At 64.0% G+C, this 21646-nt stretch carries 21 protein-coding genes; 12 read left to right on the top strand and 9 right to left on the bottom strand.

Going from position 1 to position 21646, the window contains the following annotated elements; translation table 11 throughout:
- Positions 1-56: 56 nt before the first annotated feature.
- Positions 57-965: a drug/metabolite exporter YedA gene (gene yedA, locus AC1RGE_RS29150; RefSeq protein ID WP_011063629.1), complete on the top strand. Its 909-nt coding sequence runs from the start codon at positions 57-59 to the stop codon at positions 963-965.
- Here yedA and AC1RGE_RS29145 read toward each other — a convergent pair whose 3' ends face one another.
- Both AC1RGE_RS29145 and AC1RGE_RS29140 read right to left on the bottom strand, forming a co-directional pair.
- The gene (locus AC1RGE_RS29145; RefSeq protein ID WP_492585487.1) at positions 966-2015 is read right to left on the bottom strand and encodes an alpha/beta hydrolase family protein; all 1050 of its coding nucleotides are present in this window, start codon (positions 2013-2015) and stop codon (positions 966-968) included.
- A gap of 77 nt (positions 2016-2092) precedes the next feature.
- Entirely contained in the window at positions 2093-2551 is a 459-nt protein-coding gene (locus tag AC1RGE_RS29140; RefSeq protein ID WP_041119988.1) for a hypothetical protein, read from the bottom strand.
- Between the two features lie 215 nt (positions 2552-2766).
- On the opposite strand from AC1RGE_RS29140, the gene rhlE1 reads away from it, so the two are divergent.
- Positions 2767-4101, top strand: coding sequence for an RNA helicase RhlE1 (gene rhlE1, locus AC1RGE_RS29135; RefSeq protein WP_011063626.1), 1335 nt, complete (start codon positions 2767-2769; stop codon positions 4099-4101).
- A 77-nt stretch (positions 4102-4178) separates the two neighbouring features.
- Here the strand turns inward: rhlE1 and AC1RGE_RS29130 are convergent, their stop codons facing one another.
- From AC1RGE_RS29130 to AC1RGE_RS29120, 3 genes are all read right to left on the bottom strand, one after another.
- Positions 4179-5411 (bottom strand): TIGR03862 family flavoprotein, encoded by a 1233-nt coding sequence (locus AC1RGE_RS29130; protein WP_492585485.1) that lies wholly within the window; start codon positions 5409-5411, stop codon positions 4179-4181.
- Between the two features lie 88 nt (positions 5412-5499).
- A complete protein-coding gene (gene galE, locus AC1RGE_RS29125) occupies positions 5500-6522 on the bottom strand; it encodes a UDP-glucose 4-epimerase GalE (RefSeq protein WP_072444947.1) in 1023 nt (340 codons plus the stop codon).
- Between the two features lie 720 nt (positions 6523-7242).
- Entirely contained in the window at positions 7243-8163 is a 921-nt protein-coding gene (locus AC1RGE_RS29120) for a histone deacetylase family protein (protein ID WP_492585483.1), read from the bottom strand.
- Positions 8164-8238: 75 nt separating this feature from the next.
- On the opposite strand from AC1RGE_RS29120, the gene AC1RGE_RS29115 reads away from it, so the two are divergent.
- From AC1RGE_RS29115 to AC1RGE_RS29105, 3 genes are all read left to right on the top strand, one after another.
- The gene (locus AC1RGE_RS29115; RefSeq protein ID WP_011063622.1) at positions 8239-8808 is read left to right on the top strand and encodes a GNAT family N-acetyltransferase; all 570 of its coding nucleotides are present in this window, start codon (positions 8239-8241) and stop codon (positions 8806-8808) included.
- A gap of 101 nt (positions 8809-8909) precedes the next feature.
- Positions 8910-9779, top strand: a complete 870-nt coding sequence (gene tesB / locus AC1RGE_RS29110) for an acyl-CoA thioesterase II (protein WP_011063621.1) — start codon at positions 8910-8912, stop codon at positions 9777-9779.
- Positions 9776-10369 (top strand): HAD family hydrolase, encoded by a 594-nt coding sequence (locus AC1RGE_RS29105; protein ID WP_015637140.1) that lies wholly within the window; start codon positions 9776-9778, stop codon positions 10367-10369. Before tesB ends, AC1RGE_RS29105 begins: the two co-directional genes overlap by 4 nt.
- 72 nt (positions 10370-10441) lie before the next feature.
- Here the strand turns inward: AC1RGE_RS29105 and AC1RGE_RS29100 are convergent, their stop codons facing one another.
- Both AC1RGE_RS29100 and ypfJ read right to left on the bottom strand, forming a co-directional pair.
- Positions 10442-11413: an alpha/beta hydrolase gene (locus AC1RGE_RS29100; RefSeq protein WP_492585481.1), complete on the bottom strand. Its 972-nt coding sequence runs from the start codon at positions 11411-11413 to the stop codon at positions 10442-10444.
- A complete protein-coding gene (gene ypfJ / locus AC1RGE_RS29095; protein WP_011063618.1) occupies positions 11414-12310 on the bottom strand; it encodes a KPN_02809 family neutral zinc metallopeptidase in 897 nt (298 codons plus the stop codon). It abuts the gene before it with no gap.
- A 139-nt stretch (positions 12311-12449) separates the two neighbouring features.
- Here ypfJ and pcaQ point away from each other — a divergent pair, with 139 nt between their 5' ends.
- From pcaQ to pcaG, 3 genes are all read left to right on the top strand, one after another.
- The gene (gene pcaQ / locus AC1RGE_RS29090; RefSeq protein WP_077934826.1) at positions 12450-13379 is read left to right on the top strand and encodes a pca operon transcription factor PcaQ; all 930 of its coding nucleotides are present in this window, start codon (positions 12450-12452) and stop codon (positions 13377-13379) included.
- A 103-nt stretch (positions 13380-13482) separates the two neighbouring features.
- Positions 13483-14202: a protocatechuate 3,4-dioxygenase subunit beta gene (pcaH, locus tag AC1RGE_RS29085; RefSeq protein ID WP_011063616.1), complete on the top strand. Its 720-nt coding sequence runs from the start codon at positions 13483-13485 to the stop codon at positions 14200-14202.
- A gap of 10 nt (positions 14203-14212) precedes the next feature.
- Positions 14213-14818 carry a protocatechuate 3,4-dioxygenase subunit alpha gene (gene pcaG / locus AC1RGE_RS29080; RefSeq protein ID WP_123431472.1) on the top strand — a complete coding sequence of 202 codons (606 nt, stop codon included), beginning with the start codon at positions 14213-14215 and terminating at the stop codon, positions 14816-14818.
- 80 nt (positions 14819-14898) lie between these two features.
- Here pcaG and AC1RGE_RS29075 read toward each other — a convergent pair whose 3' ends face one another.
- Positions 14899-15747 (bottom strand): aldo/keto reductase, encoded by an 849-nt coding sequence (locus AC1RGE_RS29075; RefSeq protein WP_065363636.1) that lies wholly within the window; start codon positions 15745-15747, stop codon positions 14899-14901.
- Between the two features lie 320 nt (positions 15748-16067).
- On the opposite strand from AC1RGE_RS29075, the gene AC1RGE_RS29070 reads away from it, so the two are divergent.
- From AC1RGE_RS29070 to AC1RGE_RS29055, 4 genes are all read left to right on the top strand, one after another.
- The gene (locus AC1RGE_RS29070; protein WP_492585479.1) at positions 16068-16844 is read left to right on the top strand and encodes an IclR family transcriptional regulator; all 777 of its coding nucleotides are present in this window, start codon (positions 16068-16070) and stop codon (positions 16842-16844) included.
- 236 nt (positions 16845-17080) lie between these two features.
- A complete protein-coding gene (locus tag AC1RGE_RS29065; protein WP_492585477.1) occupies positions 17081-18133 on the top strand; it encodes a Gfo/Idh/MocA family protein in 1053 nt (350 codons plus the stop codon).
- 7 nt (positions 18134-18140) lie between these two features.
- Positions 18141-18956 (top strand): sugar phosphate isomerase/epimerase family protein, encoded by an 816-nt coding sequence (locus AC1RGE_RS29060; protein ID WP_492585475.1) that lies wholly within the window; start codon positions 18141-18143, stop codon positions 18954-18956.
- 100 nt (positions 18957-19056) lie between these two features.
- Positions 19057-19935 carry a DMT family transporter gene (locus AC1RGE_RS29055; RefSeq protein ID WP_011063610.1) on the top strand — a complete coding sequence of 293 codons (879 nt, stop codon included), beginning with the start codon at positions 19057-19059 and terminating at the stop codon, positions 19933-19935.
- A 6-nt stretch (positions 19936-19941) separates the two neighbouring features.
- On the opposite strand, the gene AC1RGE_RS29050 is transcribed toward AC1RGE_RS29055, so the two are convergent.
- Entirely contained in the window at positions 19942-21564 is a 1623-nt protein-coding gene (locus AC1RGE_RS29050) for a methyl-accepting chemotaxis protein (protein ID WP_492585473.1), read from the bottom strand.
- Between the last annotated feature and the right edge of the window lie 82 nt (positions 21565-21646).

Below are 21646 nucleotides of genomic sequence, written 5' to 3'. Positions count from 1 at the left end.
CCCTGGGCCGAGTTTCTAGAATAGACCTCCCCCTGCCTGCCTCAGAGCCGCCTCCCATGCCTGGCCAAAGCCGTTTTCCGCTGCCGTTGATCGCTGCCTTTTTTGCCCTCTACGTGATCTGGGGCTCGACGTACCTGGTGATTCGTATCGGTGTCGAATACTGGCCGCCACTGATGCTCGGCGGCATTCGCTTCATCATCGCCGGTAGCCTGATGTACGCCTTTCTGCGCTGGCGCGGGGTGCCGGCGCCGACCTGGGCGCAATGGAAGGCCGCAGGGATCATCGGTGTGCTGCTGTTGAGCTGTGGCAATGGCGCGGTAACGCTGGCCGAACACTCCGGGGTGACCTCCGGCGTCGCGGCGCTGGCGGTGGCCACGGTGCCTTTGTTCACCTTGCTCTGCGGGTATTTCTGGGGTGCACGCAACACGCGCCTGGAGTGGGCCGGGATCGTCCTCGGGATGATTGGCATCGGCATGCTCAACCTGGGGTCCAACCTGCAGTCGAGCCCGATGGGCGCCGCCTTGCTGCTGTTCGCTGCGGCGGCCTGGGCCTTCGGCTCGGTATGGAGCAAGCATCTGCCGCTGCCCCAGGGCGCCATGGCCAGTGCCGCGGAAATGCTTGTCGGTGGCGTGGTGCTGATGATCGGCAGTGCCCTGAGCGGTGAGCATCTGGACACCCTGCCTCCGATGGAAGGCTGGCTGGCCCTGGCCTACCTGGCCGGTTTCGGTTCGATCATCGCCTTCAACGCCTACATGTACCTGCTCAAGCACGTGCGCCCAGCCGCGGCCACCAGCTACGCCTATGTCAACCCGGCGGTGGCGGTGCTGCTGGGCATCGTCTTCGTCGGCGAAACCATTGGCATCGAGGAGGCCATGGCCATGCTGGTGATCATCAGTGCCGTAGTGCTGATCGGCCTGCCCCAATGGCGCAAGCCCAAGGCCGCGGCCCAGGAAGAGGCGGCCTGATCACTGTCCCGGTGGCAGGCCGGCCAGGCTCCGTTGGAGAAAGTCGCCGATGACCTGGCTCGCTTGCTGGTGAATCGCTTCGCGGCTGCGCTGGCCGCCGTCCCGGCAGATGATTTCATCCTCGGGGTTCTCTTCCCGGAGCAGGGCCGTGGCGCCTGGCTTGCAGATTTGCATGAAGCTGAAATGGCTGGCATCGGCGATCACCAGCAGGCTGGAGGTGGCCGACGGCAGGTGGGTTTCCAGGTAGCCCGACTCCTGCTCCACCGGCATGCTGGCAATATCGACTCCTGCTCCCAGGATCAGGGTCGGCGTTTGCACCGCTGACAAGCTTTGCGGGGTGAACCCACGGACCAGCCCCGGGTCCAGGGAGACGACCGCCTTGACTCGCGGGTCCCGCAGGTCGGTGCCCAGAGAGTCCTGGTTTTGCGGCGCGATCCCCAGTTCCGGAGCCAGCCCGCACAGACGCGGGTTGGGATGCAGCCGACATTCCTCAAGGAAGCGTTGCGGGCTATAGCGGGCGCCGGCCAATGCGGTGACCGTCCAGCCGCCCAGCGAATGGCCGATGGCGGCGATGCGCTGCGGCTCGACCGCGCCTGCCAGGGACTGGTCTGCGCGGAGGGCGTCGATGACCCGGCTCAGGTCCCGCGGCCGCTCCCAGAGCCTTGCGGCTTGCACCGGGCGCTTGTCGAAGGTGCTGGTGCCCGGATGATCAGGTGCCGCCACTATATAGCCCTGGCTGACCAGTGACGGTACCAGCCAACTGAGGTTGCGCCAGTTGCCGCCATAGCCATGGGACAGCACCACCAATGGATGGGCGCGGGAGGTGGGGTGGGCATCCTTGATCGCCGGCACCCCCTGGAAAACCGGATTTTCCGAGGAGGTGGCAGGCGTTGCCCCGTCCTCGGTGGGGTACCAGAGGACGACATGCAGCTCACGGTTGTGGCTGGAATCCCCTAGCTGGATTTCACGAAAGCCGATGGATTCAGCTGCATAGGCGTGTGGCAGGCAAAGCCCCACTAGCATTGAGGTGTACAGGACAAGATTGCGCATCGCTCACTCCATTGAGCCAGGCCGCAAGAGGCTGCCCGGTGGGGGCTTGTGGCGGCCGAAAGGGCCGCCAGGGGGCCTTACTCGAACCCGCTCAGCAGGACGAGGGCGAATAACACTGCCGCCAGGGCCAGGGAAAACAGCAGGCTGATTCCCGCCACTCGCCATAGCGAGAAGAAGCGCCCGTTGCCGGCCTTGTGCTCTATCACCTGGGGGCCGAACAGTTGGCGTGCGTAGGCGTTCATCCCGTAGATCGGCGGCAGGATGAACACCACCGCAGGGATACTTTCCGGAAGAAAAAAGCCTGCCACGCTCATGGCAATGAAAAGGCCGATGCCCATGGCCCAGACTTTGTTCACTTCGCTCTCGCGGCCCATGGCCTTGAGGTTCTGGCTGATGAAATAGGCGCCGGCCACGGAGGTGCCGATGAAGGTGCTCAGGCCAATGGCCGCCACGCTGTAGAGGCACAGGCTCTGATCGGTTGGCTTGCTGGCCAGGAGTTCGGCGGCAGGGGCCTGGAAGGGGTTTTGGTTGTCCATGCGCGGTGAGGCTCCTTGGGAAGGGCAAAGGGGCGGTTGAGTGCCAGCTCGGGTGTTGCGCTGCCCTTGTGCGCGACCCGTGGCAAACAGTGGGGCGAGCATACACTCACCGGGGCGGGCTTGGCAGGCCTGGGGCGGCCCGGGAGCGAGCCCCTGAATTAGGGTAAACTGCCGCCCATTGCGTCCCTGTGCTGACTTTTTCCTACGGTACCCCCATGACATTCGCCACTCTTGGCCTGATCGAACCCCTGCTGCGCGCCCTCGAAACCCTCGGCTACCAGACCCCGACCCCGGTGCAGGCGCAAGCCATTCCGGCAGTGCTGGGCGGGCGTGACCTGATGGCCGCGGCCCAGACCGGCACCGGCAAGACCGCCGGTTTCGCTCTACCGCTGTTGCAGTTGCTGACCCTGGAAGGGCCGAAAGTCGATAGCAACTCGGTACGCGCGCTGATCCTGGTGCCGACCCGGGAACTGGCCGAGCAGGTCCACGAAAGCGTGCGCCAGTACGCCGAACACCTGCCGCTGCGCACCTATGCGGTGTACGGCGGGGTCAGCATCAACCCGCAAATGATGAAGCTGCGCAAAGGCGTGGACCTGCTGGTGGCGACTCCGGGGCGTCTGCTGGACCTGTTCCGTCAGAATGCGGTGAAGTTCAGCCAGTTGCAGACCCTGGTGCTGGATGAGGCCGATCGCATGCTCGACCTGGGATTCTCCGAAGAGCTCAAGAGCATCTACGCGGCCCTGCCGAAGAAACGCCAGACCCTGTTGTTCTCCGCCACCTTCTCCGACGCCATCCGCCAGCTGGCCGGGCAGATGCTCAACGATCCGCTGAGCATCGAGGTCAGCCCGCGCAACGTGGCTGCCAATACGGTCAAGCAATGGGTGGTGCCGGTGGACAAGAAGCGCAAGCCGGAGCTGTTCAGCCACCTGCTGCGCAAGAATCGCTGGAAGCAGGTGCTGGTGTTCGCCAAGACCCGCAACGGTGTGGATGCGCTGGTGGAGAAACTCCAGGGCCAGGGCGTGAATGCCGACGGCATCCATGGCGACAAGCCACAGGCCACGCGTCAGCGCGCCCTGGACCGGTTCAAGGCCAGTGAGATCCAGATCCTGGTGGCCACCGATGTGGCGGCCCGCGGCCTGGACATCGAAGACCTGCCCCTGGTGGTCAACTTCGACCTGCCGATCGTGGCCGAGGACTACATCCACCGCATCGGTCGTACCGGCCGTGCCGGTTCCACCGGCGAGGCGATTTCCCTGGTATGCGCCGACGAGGTGAACCTGCTCTCGGCGATCGAGATGCTCACCCGCCAGACCCTCAAGCGCCATGAGGAACAGGATTTCGAACCCGAGCACCGGGTGCCGGAAACCGACGCCAGTGGCCAGGTGGTGAAAAAGCCGAAGAAGCCCAAGAAGCCGAAAACCTCCGGCGGTGGCGGCAAGCGCAACCTGGGCAAGTGGGTGGACAGTGGCGAAGTGGCCGAAGCTCCGGCGGTGAAACCGGTGCGCAAGGTGCCGGCGTTCAACACCGGGCCGCGCAAGCGCAAGCCTTGATCTGACATCGCGCCGGGCCCTTTGCCGGCAAGCCGGCTCCTACCCTTTCGTAGGCGCCGACTTGCCGGCGAAGCTGTTTATGGCTGGCGCCGCAACCACTTCAGCATCCCTAGCCCCGCCTGGCGCCCGCTGGCAAAGCAGGCGGTCAGCAGGTAGCCGCCGGTCGGCGCTTCCCAGTCGAGCATTTCCCCTGCGCAAAACACTCCAGGCAACTGTCGGAGCATCAGGTCGTCGTCCAGGGCTTCAAACATTACGCCGCCGGTGCTGCTGATGGCTTCGTCCAGCGGCCGGGGCCTGACCAGCGTCAACGGCAGGGCCTTGATGGCTGCCGCCAGGAGCGCCGGATCGTTGAAGCTCTCTGCCGGGGTCAGCTCCCGCAGCAACGCCGCCTTCACCCCCTCGATCCCCAACTGGCTCTGCAAGTGCTTGGCCATGGACCGCGAGCCGCGTGGCTTGGAAAGGGCGGCCTGGACCTTGTCCAGGGGCTTGTTCGGTAGCAGGTCGATATGGATCGTCGCCTGCCCGTGCCGGTTGATGGATTCGCGAATCGGCGCCGACAAGGCATAGATCAGGCTGCCCTCGATGCCGCTGGCGGTGATCACGCATTCACCCAGCCGTGGTGCGTCGTCATCAAGGCCGATGGCCACGTTCTTCAGCGGCGCGCCGGCGAATTTGCTGCGCAGCAGCTCGCTCCAGGCGCTGACCTCAAAACCGCAATTGCTCGGTTGCAAGGGTGCGAGCTGTACACCGCGCTGTTCCAGCAGGGGCAGCCAAGCCCCGTCGGAACCCAGGCGTGCCCAACTGCCGCCGCCCAATGCCAGCAGGACCCCATCCGCCCGTACCGCACTTTCACCCTCGGCATGCCGGATGCGCAGGCTGCCGTCGGCATTCCAGCCCAGCCAGCGGTGCCGAGTGTGGATAACGACTCCGGCATCGCGCAGGCGCTTGAGCCAGGCGCGCAGCAGCGGCGCAGCCTTCATGTCGGTAGGAAACACCCGGCCGGAGCTGCCGACAAACGTCTGGATACCCAGGCCATGAATCCATTGGCACAGCGCCTCGGCACCGAACTCGCGCAGCAGCGGGGCGATGTGCGGCGCACGCTCGGCGTAGCGCGAGAGGAAGGCCGGATAGGCTTCGGAGTGGGTGATATTCATGCCACCGACCCCAGCCAGGAGGAATTTTCGGCCCACCGATGGCATGCCGTCGTACAAGTCGACCTGAACCCCGGCCTGGCTCAGTACCTCGGCGGCCATCAGGCCGGCGGGGCCGCCGCCGATAATCGCGACGCGGGAAGTAAGGGTGGGGGACATCAAAAAGCCTAGAAAATGGAAGGGGCGGTTATTGTAAGCAATGCTCGGGAACAGCGCCTGCTGGATGAGTTGCCGGCCAGTGCCGTCTTCATTCAAACGACCTGTACCCATCCGGGTTATTCGACTGCCAACGCCACGTATCCTCCATCATCTCCTTCAAACCGCGTTCTGCCTTCCAGCCCAGGTCGTGCAGTGCCTTGGACGGATCCGACCAGCATTGCGCAATGTCGCCCTGACGGCGTGGGGAGAGGGTGTAGGGAATGGTGCAGCCAGAGGCATCCTCGAATGCCCGGATCATTTCCAGTACTGAGTAACCCACCCCAGTCCCGAGGTTCCAGGCATTTATACCGGTGTGCTGGGAAATGTAGTTCACGGCTGCTATGTGCCCTTTGGCAAGATCAACTACATGAATGTAGTCACGCACACCGGTGCCGTCGGGGGTCGGATAGTCGTTGCCATAGATGGAAAGTCTTTCGAGCTTTCCCACAGCGACACGGCTTATGTAGGGCAATAGGTTTTCCGGCAGGCCGTTTGGGTCTTCGCCCATCAGTCCACTCTGATGTGCGCCCACCGGATTGAAGTAGCGCAACAGGGCGACTGACCAGCGTGGATCGGCGGCTGCCATATCCTGCAGTATCTTCTCTACCATCAACTTGGAGGTGCCATAGGCGTTGGTAGGTGTTCCCAGCGGGCTGCTTTCGACCAGCGGTATCTGCACCGGGTCGCCATACACTGTGGCAGAGGAACTGAACACCAGGCGGTAGACGCCTGCGCTGGCCATGGCCTGGCACAAGGTGATGCTGCCACTGACGTTATTCTGATAGTAGGGCAAAGGCTGTTTTACGCTCTCTCCGACGGCTTTCAGGCCCGCGAAGTGCAATACCCCATCGATCTCGTGCTGGCTGAAAATACGGTCAAGGATGGCGCGGTCGCAAACATCACCTTGAACAAATACAGGGGCGACACCGGTTATTTGTTGCACGCGCTGTAGCGAGAGCATGGAGCTATTGCACAGGTTATCCAGAACCACCGCCTCATGGCCGGCCTGAAGCAATTCGAGCACCGTGTGTGAGCCGATATACCCTGCACCGCCAGTTATTAAGAACCGCATAGTTATGAGCCTGTTTCAAGTGAGTGCTGACAGTCCGGTCGCAATGTTATCTTGAACTGATGGTGGAAATTGAAAAAATGATATAGCACTGCCAACAGTTTTCTGTGTGAGTTCGTTGCGGGCTCTTTGCTTGAGCAGCACTTCATCCATGTTTTCCAGCTAATAACCAACTACTTGAGCTCTACCCGAAGATAGTAATTTCAGGGTTTAAGGCGAGGTTGTATTCGTCGGTTTTGATCATCACTGTTTTCAATAAACTGTGGTGTTATGGAAAGGTAGTTTTTATATCTGGGTAACTTTTCTGTGGGGGGCGTGCTTGTCGGCGATCAAGTGTAGTTGGAGATGCTTGGGCGTTTCTCGATTGATCTTCTTGAGAAACTCCAGCCACTGCTGATGTTGTCATTCAATACTCTCCATCCCCCTTGAAGCCGGTCCAGGTCTGTGAAAAACGCCAGGGAGGCGGGTCTGCGCCCTGATCAAAAAACAGGCACCGCTCTGCAGGCCTTGCAGAGCAAGGGGCCTAGCGCCTTTCACGCAGGTTATCCACAGGCGGCTCCACAGGGATTGGGGGTAAGACGCTCACAACTGTATGACCGTCTGATGTCACTGATCAAAAAACAGGCGATGGCCTTGAGGCCCCGTGGGACAAGGGCTGCAGAGGCTTTCTCCCAGCTTATCCACAAGCGGTTCCACAGTGGATGTGGGTAAGGCCTGCGGATGTCAGTAGCACCCTGACGATTCCCAGACCTTCTGGGCACTGTGGTGAAGAATGCCGTGGCGCCGGGCCAGGGCCTGGCGGTCCTTGCTGTAGCCGCCGCCGATCACGCCGACCACCGGGATGTCGCGGCCCAGGCAATGGCGCATGACCCGTTCGTCGCGTTCGGCCACGCCGGCATCGGTGAGTTTGAGGTAGCCCAGGGCGTCGTCCTGATGCACGTCGACCCCGGCGTCGTACAACACCAGGTCCGGCTGGTACAGGGGCAGCAGGTAGTTGAGGGTGTCGTCCACCACGTTCAGGTAGTCGGCGTCGCCCATGCCCATGGGCAGCGGGATATCCCAGTCGCTCTGGGCCTTGCGCGCGGGGAAGTTCTTTTCACAGTGCAACGAGACGGTCACCGCGTCGGCGGTATGTTGCAGGATTCGCGCGGTGCCATCGCCCTGGTGCACATCGCAGTCGAATATCAGCACCCGGCCCACGCGCCCGCTTTCCAGCAGGTAATGGCTGATCACCGCCAGGTCGTTGAAGATGCAGAACCCCGCCGGGTAGTCATAGTGGGCGTGGTGGGTGCCGCCGGCCAGGTGGCAGGCCAGGCCATGTTCCAGTGCCTGTTCGGCGGCCAGCAAGGAGCCGCCGACCGCACGCACCGTGCGCCGGGCCAAGGCTTCGCTCCAGGGCAGGCCAAGGCGCCGCTGGTCCTCCCGGGACAACTCGCCGCTCATGTAGCGTTCGATATAGGCCGGGTCGTGGGCCAGGGCGAGGATTTCTGCCGGGCACAGCTCGGGGCGCAGCAGGTCGGCGTCGCGGGTCAGGCCTCTGTCCACCAGGTGATCGCGCAGCAGGCGGAACTTGTCCATGGGGAAGCGGTGCTCCGCCGGGAACTCGGGGCTGTAGTCGTCGTGATAGATCAATGGCAATGGCATGGCATTTTCTTAGAGTAACCCGTGAAGGATCCTACCAGCGATGTAGACTTGCACCCACGGAAACGGAGGGCACTGATGGAGCCGATACTGCAACTCGAAAGCGCGCGCCTGCTGCTGCGTCAATGGCGCGACGATGATTTGCCGGCATTTGCGGCGATGTGTGCCGATCCGCAGGTCATGCGCTACTTTCCGGCGCCCTTGAGCCGTCTGGAAAGCGCGGCGCTGATCGGCCGGGTGCGTGGGCATTTCGCCGAACATGGCTTCGGACTCTGGGCCCTGGAGCGTAAGGATAGCGGTGAGTTCATCGGTTTTACCGGTCTGGGCGTCGTGGGTTTCGAAGCGCCCTTCACGCCGGCGGTGGAAATCGGCTGGCGCCTGGCCCGCGAGCACTGGGGCCTGGGTTACGCCAGTGAGGCCGCCTGGACCGCCCTGCGCTGCGCTTTCGATCGTCTGGCGCTGGAGGAGGTGGTGGCGTTCACGACCCGGACCAATCTGCCGTCGCAGAAGGTCATGCAGGCCATTGGTATGCATCACGCCGTCGAGGATGACTTCGAACACCCGAACCTCGCTGGCGATCACCCGCTGCGCGAGCATGTGCTGTACCGCATTACCCGCGAACAATGGTTGGAAACCTTGCATGGATAGCAAGCGCGCACGTTTAGAATGTGCCGATGAGGTGCGACCCCAATTGATTTGACCGCCGCAGCCGAGATTGCGCGGTTTTGCTCTGTGTGAGGAGAGTCTGAATGAGTCATGTGCTGGATGATCTGGTCGATCTGTTGACCCTGGAAGCCATCGAGGAAAACCTGTTTCGCGGTCGCAGCCAGGACCTCGGTTTTCGCCAGCTGTTTGGCGGCCAGGTGCTCGGCCAGTCGTTGTCCGCGGCCAGTCAGACGGTGGAGGAGGCGCGCCATGTGCACTCCATGCACGGCTATTTCCTGCGCCCCGGGGATGCCGCGCTGCCGGTGGTCTACCAGGTGGACCGGGTGCGCGACGGTGGCAGCTTCAGCACCCGGCGAGTGACGGCGATCCAGAAGGGCAATCCGATCTTCACCTGCAGCGCCTCGTTCCAGTACGACGAACAGGGTTTCGAGCACCAGAACAGCATGCCCCAGGTGGTCGGGCCGGAAAACCTGCCATCGGAGCTGGAGATCACCACCCAGCGTGCGCACCTGATTCCCGAGCACATGCGCGAGAAACTGCTGTGCCCCAAGCCCATCGAAGTGCGCCCGGTGACCGAGAAGGACCCCTATAACCCGCAGCCCATGGATCCGGTGAAGTACGTCTGGTTCCGCGCCGACGGCGCCCTGGCCGACAGTCCGGCGCTGCACAAGTACCTGCTGGCCTACGCTTCGGATTTCGGCCTGCTGACCACCTCGATGCTGCCCCACGGCAAGTCGGTGTGGCAGAAGGACATGCAGGTCGCCAGCCTCGACCACGCTCTGTGGTTTCACGCCGACCTACGCGCTGACGACTGGCTGCTGTATGCCATGGACAGCCCCTGGGCCGGAAACTCCCGGGGCTTCTCCCGGGGCAGCGTGTTCAACCGTGCCGGGCAGTTGGTGGCCTCGGTGACTCAGGAAGGGTTGATCCGCCATCGCAAGGATTGGGCATGAGTCTTTCAGAGATAAAACATTGGGTGTTCGACATGGACGGCACCCTGACCATCGCTGTGCATGATTTCGCGGCGATCCGCGAGGCGCTGTCGATTCCTGCCGAGGATGACATCCTCACACACCTGGCGGCCTTGCCGGCGGACGAATCCGCGGCCAAGCATGCCTGGCTGCTGGAACACGAGCGCGACCTGGCCCAGGGTTCGCGCCCGGCGCCGGGTGCGGTGGAACTGGTGCGGGAACTGGCCGGGCGCGGTTATCGCCTGGGCATCCTCACCCGCAATGCGCGGGAGCTGGCCCATGTGACCCTGGAGGCCATCGGCCTGGCGGACTGCTTTGCCGAGGCCGACGTGCTGGGCCGCGACGAAGCACCGCCCAAGCCCCATCCGGGCGGTTTGCTGAAGCTGGCCGAAGCCTGGGATATCTCGCCGTCACGGATGGTCATGGTGGGGGACTACCGCTTCGACCTGGACTGCGGGCGGGCCGCCGGGACCCGTACGGTGCTGGTCAACCTGCCGGACAACCCCTGGCCGGAGCTGACCGACTGGCATGCCCGGGATTGTGCGCAGTTGCGCGACCTGCTGTCGGCCTGAGGGCTCTGTTCGCCGGCAAGGCTCCCGTCGGAGCCTTGCCGGCGAAAGCGTCATTCCAGGCAGCGCCTTTCTTTACTTGAACACTGCCGCCTGCCCCTCGGGTGAGGTGAACATCCGGTCACCGTCATGCCCGACCCCGGGCACCTCCACCAGCCGTTGCAGCAAGCCTTGCGGATGACGCCGCACCAGGTAGTCGAAGTAGTTGTGCCCGCGAATCAACCGGTACGCGCCCTGGGTCTCGGCGGCGCAGCTCTTGTCCAGGGCGGGATGGTTGGGATCGGTGTCCTGCTGGCCCAGCAGATAGGTGATGTCGCGTGTAACGTAGCCCTGTTCAAGCTGCGCCGGGGAATGGCCGCCGGCATAGGCCGGCAGCCGGTTCAGGCCGTACTTCCAATTGTTGAAGCCCGGGCAACTGGCCGGTTCGAATGCCACCGGGCGCCATGCGTCGAAGTAGGCGTAGGACGACGGATTGGCGATCACGTAGCGCAGGCCGATCCCGGCTTTTTCCAGCTCGGGGTGGCTGCCGGTGCTCAGCGCATAGCGCTGCACCACCTGGGCGCCGCCGGAGTGACCGGCGATCACCACTTCCTTGAGTGCCGGAAAACGTTTGCGGTCTTCCAGGCGCTGGAGGATGGCATCGAGCACCGCATAGGAGCTGATGGCCTGCGGGCTAACTGAAGGCTCGCCGGCCATCCAGCCATTGCCCTTCCAGCGCAGTAGCGCGTCTGGCAATTGATGGTGGGCGATGTCGCTCTGGTTGAGAAACTGCGGGGCGATCACCAGGGTTGTTGTGCTTTGCCCGGCCTGCCCGGCAGCGCTTTGCCCACTGTGCAGATACGTCTGGGCGTTGCGCAGCCGGCCGTGAACGATGATCAGGGCCCGCTCTACGCCCGGCAGCGGCTGGCGCCAATCCTGGCTCAGGCCCAGCGCCAGTTGCCCGCCCTCCAGGGGCAGGCGTTGCGGGCTGATGACCTTGACCCCCTGTTCCGCCGCCTGGGCGCCGCAGCCACCCAGGCACAGCAGCAGGACCAGCAAGCGGCGCATCTACAGGCTCCTGGCGCTGAAGGTATCGCACTGGCTGACCTGGCCCTGGCTGAAGCCGGTCTTGAACCAGCGCACTCGCTGCGCCGAGGTGCCGTGGGTGAAGGAGTCCGGCACCACCCGGCCCTGGCCTTGCTGCTGCAGGCGGTCGTCACCGATGGCATTGGCGGCGTTCAGGGCTTCTTCCACATCCCCGGGTTCCAGCCAGTTCAGGCGCTTCTGTGCGTGATAGGCCCAGACCCCGGCAAAGCAGTCGGCCTGCAGCTCCTGGCGTACCAGCAGGCCGCCATCGCCTTGCATCTGCTGGCCTTGCTGGCGCGCGGCCTGGATTTTTGCCGAGACCCCGAGCAGGGTCTGCACGTGGTGCCCGACTTCATGGGCAATCACGTAGGCCTGGGCGAAGTCGCCGGCGGCGGAAAAGCGCTGGGCCATCTCCCGGAAGAAGTCCATGTCCAGGTACACCTGGCGGTCGGCGGGGCAGTAGAAGGGCCCGCTGGCGGAAGTGGCCGCGCCACAGGCGGAATTGACCCGGCCCCGGAACAGGATCAGCTTGGGCGGCTGATACTGGCGGCCGGCTTGCTGGAAGATCTGGCCCCAGGTGTCTTCGGTGTCACCGAGGATGGCGCGGACAAACTCTGCCTGTTCGTCATTGGCCGGTGGTGCCTTGCGTGCCTGGGTGGTGGCCGGCGCTGAAGTCTGCCCGCTCTGCTGGCCCAGCAGTTGCCCGAGGATCTGCAGCGGATCCTGGCCGGTGGCCCAGCCGATGCCGACGATCAGTACGATCGCCGTCAGGCTCAAGCCCTTGCCTCCACCGAACCGCATGCCACCGCCACCGCCGGCGCTGCTGTCATCTCGCGCGTCCACGACGTTGTCGCTGCGCCGGCCTTTTTTCCAAAGCATGGGGGTGTCCTCGTTTTTTCTGCTGGTCAGTGTTGCTGGTGGCTCGAACCGGCGCCAGTCCGGTCGTCAGGGATTTTTCTGCACGCTACCATGGCCCGGTTACGGATCGATCCGGTCCAGGCGCATTCGGGGCTCCCTATTGAACATCGATACCCGCATCAAATTCCGTCACTTGGTGTGTTTTCTTGAAATGGCCCGCCAGGGCAGCCTGGCCCGGGCGGCCGATGTCCTGGCGGTGAGCCAGCCGGCGATGTCGAAAACCCTCAAGGAACTGGAAGCGTTGCTGGAGACCCGGCTGTTTGCCAGGAGCAAGGCCGGCCTCAGCCTGACCGAGGCCGGGCGGGCCTTCCTGCGTTATGCCGGGCCTTCGGTGCAGGCCCTGCGGGAAGGTGTCAGCAGCCTGCGCGGCGGTGAGTACGCCGCCGGGCTGGTGCGCATCGGTGTGCTTTCCACGGTGGAAAGCCTGCTGCTGCCGGAGGTGATACGGCGCCTGCATCAGCGCCATTCTGCGCTGACCGTGAGTGTGCTGACCGGCCCCAGTGCTTACCTGCTGTCGCAATTGCGGGTCGGCGACCTGGACCTGGTGGTGGGGCGCATGACCGAGAGTCCGGAGATCCACGGCCTGAGCTTCGAGCACCTATACAGCGAATCCATGACCCTGGTGGCCCGTCCGCAGCATCCACTGGCAACCGGCCCTCTGGACCGCGACGCGGTGAGCGCCTATCCCCTGGTGCTGCCCCTGGCCGGCACCAGCATTCGCAAGCACGCCGACAGCCTGTTCATCCAGTGCGGCATTGCCCCGTCGCAGCAGCGCCTGGAAACCCTCTCGGTGGCCCTGAGCCGGCGCTACACCTTGTCCAGCGACGCGCTATGGATCGCGCCGCTGGATGCCGTGCGCCTGGACCTGGCCAATGGTGAACTGCGGGAGCTGGACCTGGGCCTGCGCGAACCCGGTGGCTCGGTGGGGATTTCCAGCAATGCCAGCCTGCCCTTGTCCCTGGCGGCGCAATGGGCGGTGGAGGTGCTCCGGGAAGTGGGGCTGGCCTATCGCGAGGGCAGTTATCCATAACCATTTGGTTATTGATTGAGGGCGGCATTTCAATTTTCCCCGCTCCTGGTTTGTTTGAAACTGCGCCGGTTGCGCTCCATAAATCAAACAACAGGAGATCGACATGTCTGATGCAGACAGCAGTCGCTTCGTGATTCGCGACCGTAATTGGCACCCCAAGGCCCTGACCCCCGACTACAAGACCTCCGTCACTCGTTCCCCGCGCCAGGCGCTGGTGAGCATTCCACAATCGGTCAGTGAAACCACAGGCCCGGACTTTTCCCACCTGCGCACCGGGCGTTTCGACAACGACCTGCTGCTCAACTTCAATAACGGTGGCTTGCCCGTGGGCGAGCGGATCATCGTTTCCGGGCGGGTCTGCGATCAGTACGGCAAACCCATTCCCCATACCCTGGTGGAAATGTGGCAAGCCAACGCCGGCGGCCGCTACCGGCACAAGAACGACCGCTACCTGGCGCCCCTGGACCCGAACTTCGGTGGCGTCGGCCGGGCCCTCACCGACCGTGATGGCTACTACAGTTTCCGCACCATCAAGCCCGGCCCCTACCCATGGCGCAACGGCCCCAATGACTGGCGCCCGGCGCATATCCATTTCTCCATCAGTGGCCCGTCGATCGCCACGCGCCTGATCACCCAGCTGTATTTCGAAGGCGACCCGCTGATCCCGCTGTGCCCGATCGTCAAGTCCATCGCCAACCCGGACGCGGTACAGAGCCTGATCGCGCGCCTGGACATGGGCGGCGCCAACCCCATGGATTGCCTGGCCTACCGCTTCGACATCGTGCTGCGCGGCCAGCGCAAGACCCACTTCGAGAACTGCTGAGGAGCCTGACATGCCTGTTCAACTGCTGCCTGAAACCCCCTCGCAAACGGCCGGCCCCTATGTGCATATCGGCCTGGCCCTGGCGGCCGCGGGAAACCCGCCGCGCCCCGAGGAAATCTGGAACCAGATGGCCAAGGCCGATGCGCCGGGTGAGCGGATCCTGCTGATCGGCCACGTCTACGATGGCAATGGCCACCTGGTGCGCGATTCATTCCTGGAGTTCTGGCAGGCCGACCACGCCGGGGTCTACGACCCGGTGTTCGATACGGAGAAACCGTTCAACTGCTTCGGTCGCACCGCCACCACCTTCGATGCCGGGGAATGGACACTCAACACGGTCAAGCCCGGGGTGGTGAACAACGCAGCTGGCGTGCCCATGGCGCCGCACATCAACCTGTCGCTGTTTGCCCGGGGGATCAATATCCACCTGCACACCCGGCTGTACTTTGCCGACGAGCCGGAGGCCAACGCCCAGTGTCCGGTGTTGAACCTGATCGAGCAGGCGCAACGTCGGGAAACCCTGCTGGCCCATCCCTGTGAGGTCAATGGCCAGCGTGCCTACCGTTTCGATATCCGCATCCAGGGTGAAGGCGAGACAGTGTTCTTCGATTTCTGAAGCATCGCCAAGCCAGGGATGGCCAGCGCTCGAGAATCCGCCCCCTGACGCCACGCTGCGGTGTCAGGGGGCGTTTCGTTTCAGTGGTCGAAGTGGTCCCACACCGGAGCGAAATCCGGGCTGACCTGACGCTGGTCCTTGGGCAGGGCGGCGATCAGCGCCCGGTCTGCATCGTCCAGGTGGATCTTCAGGGACTCCAGGTTGGCCAGTTGGTTGGCCCGGCTGCTGGCCTTGGGGATGGCTGCCACATTGTCCTGGTCGAGCAGCCACTTGAGGGCCACCTGGGTCGGCAGCACGCCGTGCTTGGCGGCGATCTGCTGGATTTCGGCCACCTCTGAGACCTTGTTGCGCGCCAGCGGGGTATAGGCGGTCAACACCATGTCGCGCTCGCGGGCGTAGTCCAGAAGGCCGCTCTGGCCCAGCAGCACGTGGTACTCCACCTGGATCGCCGACAGCGGAGCGCCCAGCCCTTCGATCACTCGGCGCAGCAGGGCCAGAGGAAAGTTGGCCACGCCAATGTGTTTCACCAGCCCCTGCTCCTTGAACGACACCAGGGTTTCGATGCTGCGTTCTAGTTCCCAGTCGCTGGTGGGCCAGTGAATGTGGAACAGGTCGATGTAGTCGGTTTGCAGGGCTTTCAGGCTGCGCTCCAGTGAGTGGCGCATGGCGGTGGGTTGCAACTGGTCCCACCAGACCTTGGTGGTGACGTGGATCTGCTCCCGGGGCACAGGAGTGTTGGCCAGGGCCTGGCCCACCGCTTCTTCGTTGTTGTAGGCCTGGGCGGTGTCGATATGCCGGTAACCCAGTTCCAGTGCCTGTTCCACGGCGCGGGTGCATTCCTGGTCGAGCATTGGCCAGGTGCCCAGGCCGAGCTTGGGCATGTGCAGGCCGCTGTGGGTGAGGACGGGGCAGTCAAGGGTATGAGGCATGGGCAATCTCCCTGTGGATAAAAGAGCACAGCCGGTTGAGGGGCGAGTGACAATCCGGGCTGCGGGGGTGTTGCTGAAGGTTGGACAGCATTGGCGGGCGGAAAATGCCCGGAAAATCGATGCGGCGGGCAAACCGTTATTTTGCGTTTTATGGAAGCGGGTTCCAAAAAATATACGAGCTCGGCTACCCTGCCACAAGGCGCCGTGCCGGGTACAAGACTCGATCGGCGCCGATTCCGGGCGGTAATCGAACACCGTCGCCCGGTTCCCCAACCGGCCGCTTGTCTCTAGAATCGGCCAAATTTTGTCGGGACCCGACCATGGCTGGCAGTCAAATCGAACGCGTCTTCAGTGTTCTCGAACGTCTTACCGCTGATCCCCGTGGGCTGCCGCTGCAGACCCTGGCCGAGCAGCTGGAGATTCCCAAAAGCGCCACCCACCGCTTGCTGGCGGAGCTGATCCGCCTGGGTTATGTGCGGCAGAACCCGGACAACCTGCGCTACCAGCTGTCCACGCGGCTGGTAGCCATGGGCTTTCGCTACCTGTCCGCCAGCGGCGCCGATATCGTTCAGCCAGTACTGGACCGCCTGGCGGTCGAATCCGGCGAGCTGGTGCGCCTGGGCGTGATCGAAGGCGAGCGCCAGACCTGGATCGCCAAGTCCCAGGGCGCCCGTTCCGGCTTGCGCTACGACCCGGACATGGGCCGTGAGGCACCGTTGTTCTATACCGCCTCCGGGCATGCCTGGCTGGCCACCCTGAGTGAAGCCGAGGCCCTGTCCCTGGTGGAGCGCCAGGCGGCCGAGCCCCCGACGGACCTGGGGCCCAACGCTCCGCGCTCGAACATCGAACTGCTGGAGCGCCTGCGCCTGGCCCGGGAGCAGGGCTATGCCTGGGTCGAAGAAAGCTCCGCCGTGGGCACCTCGGCGATCGCCGCGGTGGTGCGCCATCCCATTGATGGCCGGGTCGTGGGCGTGCTCAGCGTTGCCGGGCCCAGCGCACGCCTGCCTCTGGCGCGGCTGCACGAACTGGCGCCGCTGCTGTTGCAGTTTGCCGAGGAACTGTCGGCCGCCAGCCAGGCGTCCGAGTTGTTCAATTGAGGTAACGCCGCAGGGCCTTGCTTGGCGACCTGCCGCTGGGTCGGTGGTGGCCTTGATACCGCCGCGTCTGTTTCACAGCCGTTCGCAGCCTGCGGCAGCGGCTACGTAGACCTCGACTCGGCACAAAGCTGTTCGATAATCGGACGGTATTTTTTATCCCTCTTGTGTGAAAGTGGAACTGAGTTCTAAATATTTGAAATTCAGTGTCCCTATAACAATCACAAGAGGATCTTCCATTGAGCACGCCACTGCGCATCGCCCTGATCGGCGTCGGCAATATGGGGCAGCAGCACTATCAGCACCTCAAGACTCTGGCCGAGGCCTGCCTCTGCGCGGTGGCCGATCCCGGCCCCCAGGCGGCGGCTGTCGCCGCACAATGGCAGGTGCCGCACTTTGCCGATCACCAGACCCTGCTCCGGGAAATCCGCCCGGATGCGGTGATCGTTGCCAACCCTAACAACCTCCATGTCAGCACCGCCCAGGATTGCCTCGCCGCAGGCGTGCCGGTGCTGCTGGAAAAACCGGTGGGCGTGCATCTGGATGAAGTGCGCGAATTGGTAGCGGCCACGCGGACCACTGGGGTCCCGGTGCTGGTGGGTCATCATCGACGGCACAACCCATTGATCGCCCGCGCCCATGAACTGCTGCGCAGCGGCGCCCTGGGGCGCCTGACCAACGTCACCGCACTCTGGCAATTGCAGAAGCCCGAGCACTATTTCGACATTCCCTGGCGCCGCGAGGCCGGGGCCGGCATGTTGCTGACCAACCTGATCCACGACCTGGACCTGCTGCGCCACCTGTGCGGCGAGGTGCGCCAGGTCCAGGCCATCACCAGCAACAGCGTGCGCGGCTACGCCAACGAGGATTGCGCAGCGGTGCTGCTGCAATTCGACAACGGCGCCCTGGGCAGCCTGACCGGTTCCGACGCCGCGGCCGCGCCCTGGAGCTGGGAGCTGGATTCCGGGGAAAACCCGGTGTACCCGCGCCAGCCGGACCAGCCCTGTTACCTGCTGGCCGGGACCGCAGGCGCCTTGAGCATTCCCCAACTCAAGCGCTGGCACTACGCCGAAGCCGGGGCCGGCTGGCATGAGCCTCTGCTGATGGAGCAGGAGGCCTTTGACCCGGGCGAAGCCCTGCGCCTGCAGTTGCAGCACTTTGTCCAAGTGGCCCGGGGGGAAGTCGAGCCTCTGGTCAGTGCCGCCGATGCCGCGCGCACCCTGGCGCTGATTGAAGCGATTCGAGAGGCCGCCGCCACCGGCCGTGCCTGCACCCCAACCCTGATTGAGTGAAGAACGCATGAGTGAGCGGATTTTCTCCCTGGCCAGCCTGACCGTGCTGGAGCTTTCCCCACCGCAGATGGTCGAGGTGGCGGCCCAGGCCGGCTACAGCCACGTTGGCCTGCGGCTGGTGCCGGCGACGCCGCAAGAGCACCATTTTCCCTTGGTGGCGGATGCCGATCTACGCCGCCAGACCCTGGCCCGGTTACGTGATACCGGGGTGCGGGTGCTGGATGTGGAAATCCTGCGGCTCAAGCCGCAGACCCGGATCAAGGACTTCGAGGGCGTGCTGGCAGTGGGCGCCGAGTTTGCCGCCAGCGAGTTGCTGGTGGCGGGCAATGATCCCGATGAGGTGCGCATGACCGACAACTTCGCCGCCTTGTGCGATCTGGCGCAGCAGTACGGACTGCATCCCCATCTGGAGTTCATGCCCTGGACCGATGCACGCAACCTGGAGCAGGCGGTGCGGGTGGTGGAAAACGCCGGCCGTGACAATGGCGGTGTGCTGGTGGATGCCTTCCACTTCGATCGTTCGGGATCGCGCCTGGAGGACCTGGCCAAGGTTGATCCGGCGCGCCTGCGTTATGCACAGTTGTGCGATGTCGCCGGGCCCTGTCCGGCCGATATGCAGGAGATCCTGCGCCAGGCCCGTAACGAGCGGCGCTTTCCAGGGGAGGGCGATTGTGATCTGGCGGGGTTGCTCAAGTGTCTGCCGTCGGAGTTGCCCCTGAGCTTGGAAATACCCACGGTGCAGTTGCTGGAGCGGGGCGTGAGTGCCTTGCAGCGAGCGCAGATGGCGCTGGAAGCCACTCGCGCGCTGCTGGCCAGGATCTGAGTCGGCGGGAGGACTTTCGCCGGCAAGCCGGCTCCTACAAATACCCGGTAGGCGCTGGCGGACCGCGAAGCTGTGTTTTCAATCACCCCAAGGAATGCCCATGACCCGCAGCACGCCACTTTCCGGGATCAATCACCCCTTCAAGGGCATTCTGCTGATCGTCCTGGCGACCTTTCTGTTCGCCAGCCACGATGCCCTGTCCAAATACCTGTCGGGGTTCTTCCCGGTGATCATGGTGGTCTGGGCCCGTTACCTGATCCATACCTTGCTGATGGCCGGGATCTTCCTGCCGCAATCGGGCCTGCGTGTGCTGCGCAGCAAGCGCCCACTGCTGCAACTGGCCCGGGCTCTGTGTCTGTTGAGCACCAGTCTGCTGTTCACCTCGGCGTTGCTGTTCATCCCCCTGGCCGAAGCCACGGCGGTCAACTTTCTCGCCCCGGTACTGGTCACCGCGTTGTCGGTGCCCTTGCTCGGCGAACAGGTGACCCGCGGCCAATGGCTGGCGGTGATTTGCGGTTTCATCGGGGTGCTGATCATCGTTCATCCGGGGGGCGAGCTGTTCACGCCGGCGGTGTTGCTGCCGTTCTGCTCGGCGCTGTTTTTCTGTTTCTATCAACTGCTGACCCGCAAGCTGGCCGAGCATGACAGCCCCACCACCAGCAACTTCTTCGCCGGGCTGTGCAACACCCTGGTGATGAGTGCGCTGGTGCCGTTCTTCTGGCAGACCCCCGGGTTCCTCCATGGCTTGCTGATGCTGGCGCTGGGGGCTTGCGGCATGAGTGCTCACCTGTTTCTGACCCAGGCTTTTCGCCATGCGGCGCCGGCCCTGCTGGCGCCCTTCGGTTATTGCCAGATTGTCTTTGCCGGGTTGCTGGGCTGGTTGCTGTTCGGCCACGCGCCGTCGTTGATCACCCAGGTGGGCATCGCCGTGATCTGCCTCAGCGGGCTGGCGGCGGCCTGGCAGCAACGCCACCGCTGAGACGGCTCAAAAGCGGAAGCGCACCACCAGGTTCTGTAGGCCGGCCGCCAGGTGCGACAGCTCCTGGCTGGTGGCGTTGGTGCGCGTGGCGGCGTCGGCGCTTTCCAGGGACAGGTCACGGATGTTCAGCAGGTTGCGGTCCACTTCACGGGCCACCTGGGCCTGTTCTTCCGAGGCACTGGCGATCACCAGGTTGCGCTCGTGGATCTGTTCCATGGCCCGGGTGATTTCCCCCAGGGCCAGCCCGGCCTGCTCGGCGATGGACAGGGTCTGGGCCACCCGCTGACTGTTGCCGTGCATGGACTGCACCACGCTGTCGGTGTCGCCCTGGACCCGGCCGATCATCTGTTCGATTTCCTGGGTCGACTGCTGGGTGCGATGGGCCAGGGCCCGCACTTCGTCTGCCACTACGGCAAAACCACGGCCGGCTTCCCCAGCCCGCGCGGCCTCGATGGCGGCGTTCAGGGCCAGCAGGTTGGTCTGTTCGGCAATGGCGCGGATCACGTCCAGCACCTTGCCGATTTCCCGTGACTGCTCGGCCAGGGTCTGCACTTGCTGCAGGGCGATGCCGACATCGCTGCTCATGGCCTGGATCGCGTCCAGGGTCTGGGTCACCCGGGTTTGCCCCTGGGTGGCCTGGGCGGTGGACTGGCGGGTGGTGTCGGAGGTGGACACTGCGTTGCGTGCCACTTCCTCGACGGCCGCGGTCATCTCGTTGACGGCCGTGGCTGCTTGCTCGATTTCGTTGTGTTGCTGCTGCAGCCGGCTGGAGTCCTGATAAGTGCTCTGGCTCATCTGTTGCGCGGCGGCGGCCAGTTGGGTCGAGGTGCTGCTGATCAGTTGCAGGGTTTCACGCAGGCTGGCCTGCATCCTGGCCAGGGCCTTGAGCAGGCGCGCGGTTTCATCGCTGCCCTCGCAGTGGATGGGGTGGCCGAGATCGCCGGCGGCCACTTGCTCGGCCACGCTCACAGCCTGGCGGATGGGCACGACGATGCTGCGAATCAACAGCCAGGCCAGGCACAGGGTCAGCAGGGCGACGGCGATCAGGGCGCCGATCACCGTGATTTTTACTTGGGTGTAAAGCACGTCTGCATGCTGGGCCGACTGGCTGACTTCCTCGGCCGTCAGGTTCATCAGCTCGGCGAACTGGTCGCCGGTCTGGGTCGAGTAATCCTGGATCTTGCCGTTGAGCAGAGCCGTCATCTCGCTGCTGCGATTGTCCCGGGACAGGGCTTCGTACTGGGCCAGGGCCTGTTGGTAGCTCTTGACCGTGGCGAGGAATGCTTCGTATGGCACCCGATTTTGATCGCCCACCAGCGGCGCGAACCTGGCCAGGGCCTGGTCGAGCCAGGCTTGTACCTGATGCAGGCGGGCAATGGTGCTTTCCAGCACTTGCGGTTCACGGTTGAGGGCCATGCGCAGGCTCAGCACGCGGATGCTCAACACGTAGTCGCGCACTTCTCCCAGGTAGCGGGTGCTGGGCAGGGAAATGTTCTCGGTGTGTTGGCCGGTGGCGCGGACTTCGGCCACTTGCTTGAGGGCGAACAGCCCCTGCAGCAGGACCAGCAGGGCAATCACGCCGAAGCTGATCACGGCGCGTTGGGCGATGCTCAGGTTACCGAGCGTCATGGGACGATCTCCGAGTCTGGAAAAACAAAAGGGGGGGAGGGCGAGCCGATAAAAAAACGCAGGCCCGGAGTGGGCCTGCGTG

This window comes from Pseudomonas sp. GW823-FHT02C05 (assembly GCF_058797595.1).
This window is presented reverse-complemented; position numbering and strand designations above follow the sequence as displayed.

What these genes read in the sequence shown, in the direction of transcription:
- pcaG (WP_123431472.1), top strand. Translation starts at nt 14,213, where the DNA reads ATGCCTGTTCAACTGCTGCCTGAAACCCCCTCGCAAACGGCCGGCCCC.
- AC1RGE_RS29105 (WP_015637140.1), top strand. Translation starts at nt 9,776, where the DNA reads ATGAGTCTTTCAGAGATAAAACATTGGGTGTTCGACATGGACGGCACC.
- ypfJ (WP_011063618.1), bottom strand. Translation starts at nt 12,310, where the DNA reads ATGCTTTGGAAAAAAGGCCGGCGCAGCGACAACGTCGTGGACGCGCGA.
- AC1RGE_RS29130 (WP_492585485.1), bottom strand. Translation starts at nt 5,411, where the DNA reads ATGTCCCCCACCCTTACTTCCCGCGTCGCGATTATCGGCGGCGGCCCC.
- tesB (WP_011063621.1), top strand. Translation starts at nt 8,910, where the DNA reads ATGAGTCATGTGCTGGATGATCTGGTCGATCTGTTGACCCTGGAAGCC.
- AC1RGE_RS29120 (WP_492585483.1), bottom strand. Translation starts at nt 8,163, where the DNA reads ATGCCATTGCCATTGATCTATCACGACGACTACAGCCCCGAGTTCCCG.
- AC1RGE_RS29075 (WP_065363636.1), bottom strand. Translation starts at nt 15,747, where the DNA reads ATGCCTCATACCCTTGACTGCCCCGTCCTCACCCACAGCGGCCTGCAC.
- AC1RGE_RS29060 (WP_492585475.1), top strand. Translation starts at nt 18,141, where the DNA reads ATGAGTGAGCGGATTTTCTCCCTGGCCAGCCTGACCGTGCTGGAGCTT.
- pcaH (WP_011063616.1), top strand. Translation starts at nt 13,483, where the DNA reads ATGTCTGATGCAGACAGCAGTCGCTTCGTGATTCGCGACCGTAATTGG.
- AC1RGE_RS29140 (WP_041119988.1), bottom strand. Translation starts at nt 2,551, where the DNA reads ATGGACAACCAAAACCCCTTCCAGGCCCCTGCCGCCGAACTCCTGGCC.
- AC1RGE_RS29145 (WP_492585487.1), bottom strand. Translation starts at nt 2,015, where the DNA reads ATGCGCAATCTTGTCCTGTACACCTCAATGCTAGTGGGGCTTTGCCTG.
- yedA (WP_011063629.1), top strand. Translation starts at nt 57, where the DNA reads ATGCCTGGCCAAAGCCGTTTTCCGCTGCCGTTGATCGCTGCCTTTTTT.
- AC1RGE_RS29100 (WP_492585481.1), bottom strand. Translation starts at nt 11,413, where the DNA reads ATGCGCCGCTTGCTGGTCCTGCTGCTGTGCCTGGGTGGCTGCGGCGCC.
- AC1RGE_RS29050 (WP_492585473.1), bottom strand. Translation starts at nt 21,564, where the DNA reads ATGACGCTCGGTAACCTGAGCATCGCCCAACGCGCCGTGATCAGCTTC.
- galE (WP_072444947.1), bottom strand. Translation starts at nt 6,522, where the DNA reads ATGCGGTTCTTAATAACTGGCGGTGCAGGGTATATCGGCTCACACACG.
- AC1RGE_RS29115 (WP_011063622.1), top strand. Translation starts at nt 8,239, where the DNA reads ATGGAGCCGATACTGCAACTCGAAAGCGCGCGCCTGCTGCTGCGTCAA.
- rhlE1 (WP_011063626.1), top strand. Translation starts at nt 2,767, where the DNA reads ATGACATTCGCCACTCTTGGCCTGATCGAACCCCTGCTGCGCGCCCTC.
- AC1RGE_RS29070 (WP_492585479.1), top strand. Translation starts at nt 16,068, where the DNA reads ATGGCTGGCAGTCAAATCGAACGCGTCTTCAGTGTTCTCGAACGTCTT.
- AC1RGE_RS29055 (WP_011063610.1), top strand. Translation starts at nt 19,057, where the DNA reads ATGACCCGCAGCACGCCACTTTCCGGGATCAATCACCCCTTCAAGGGC.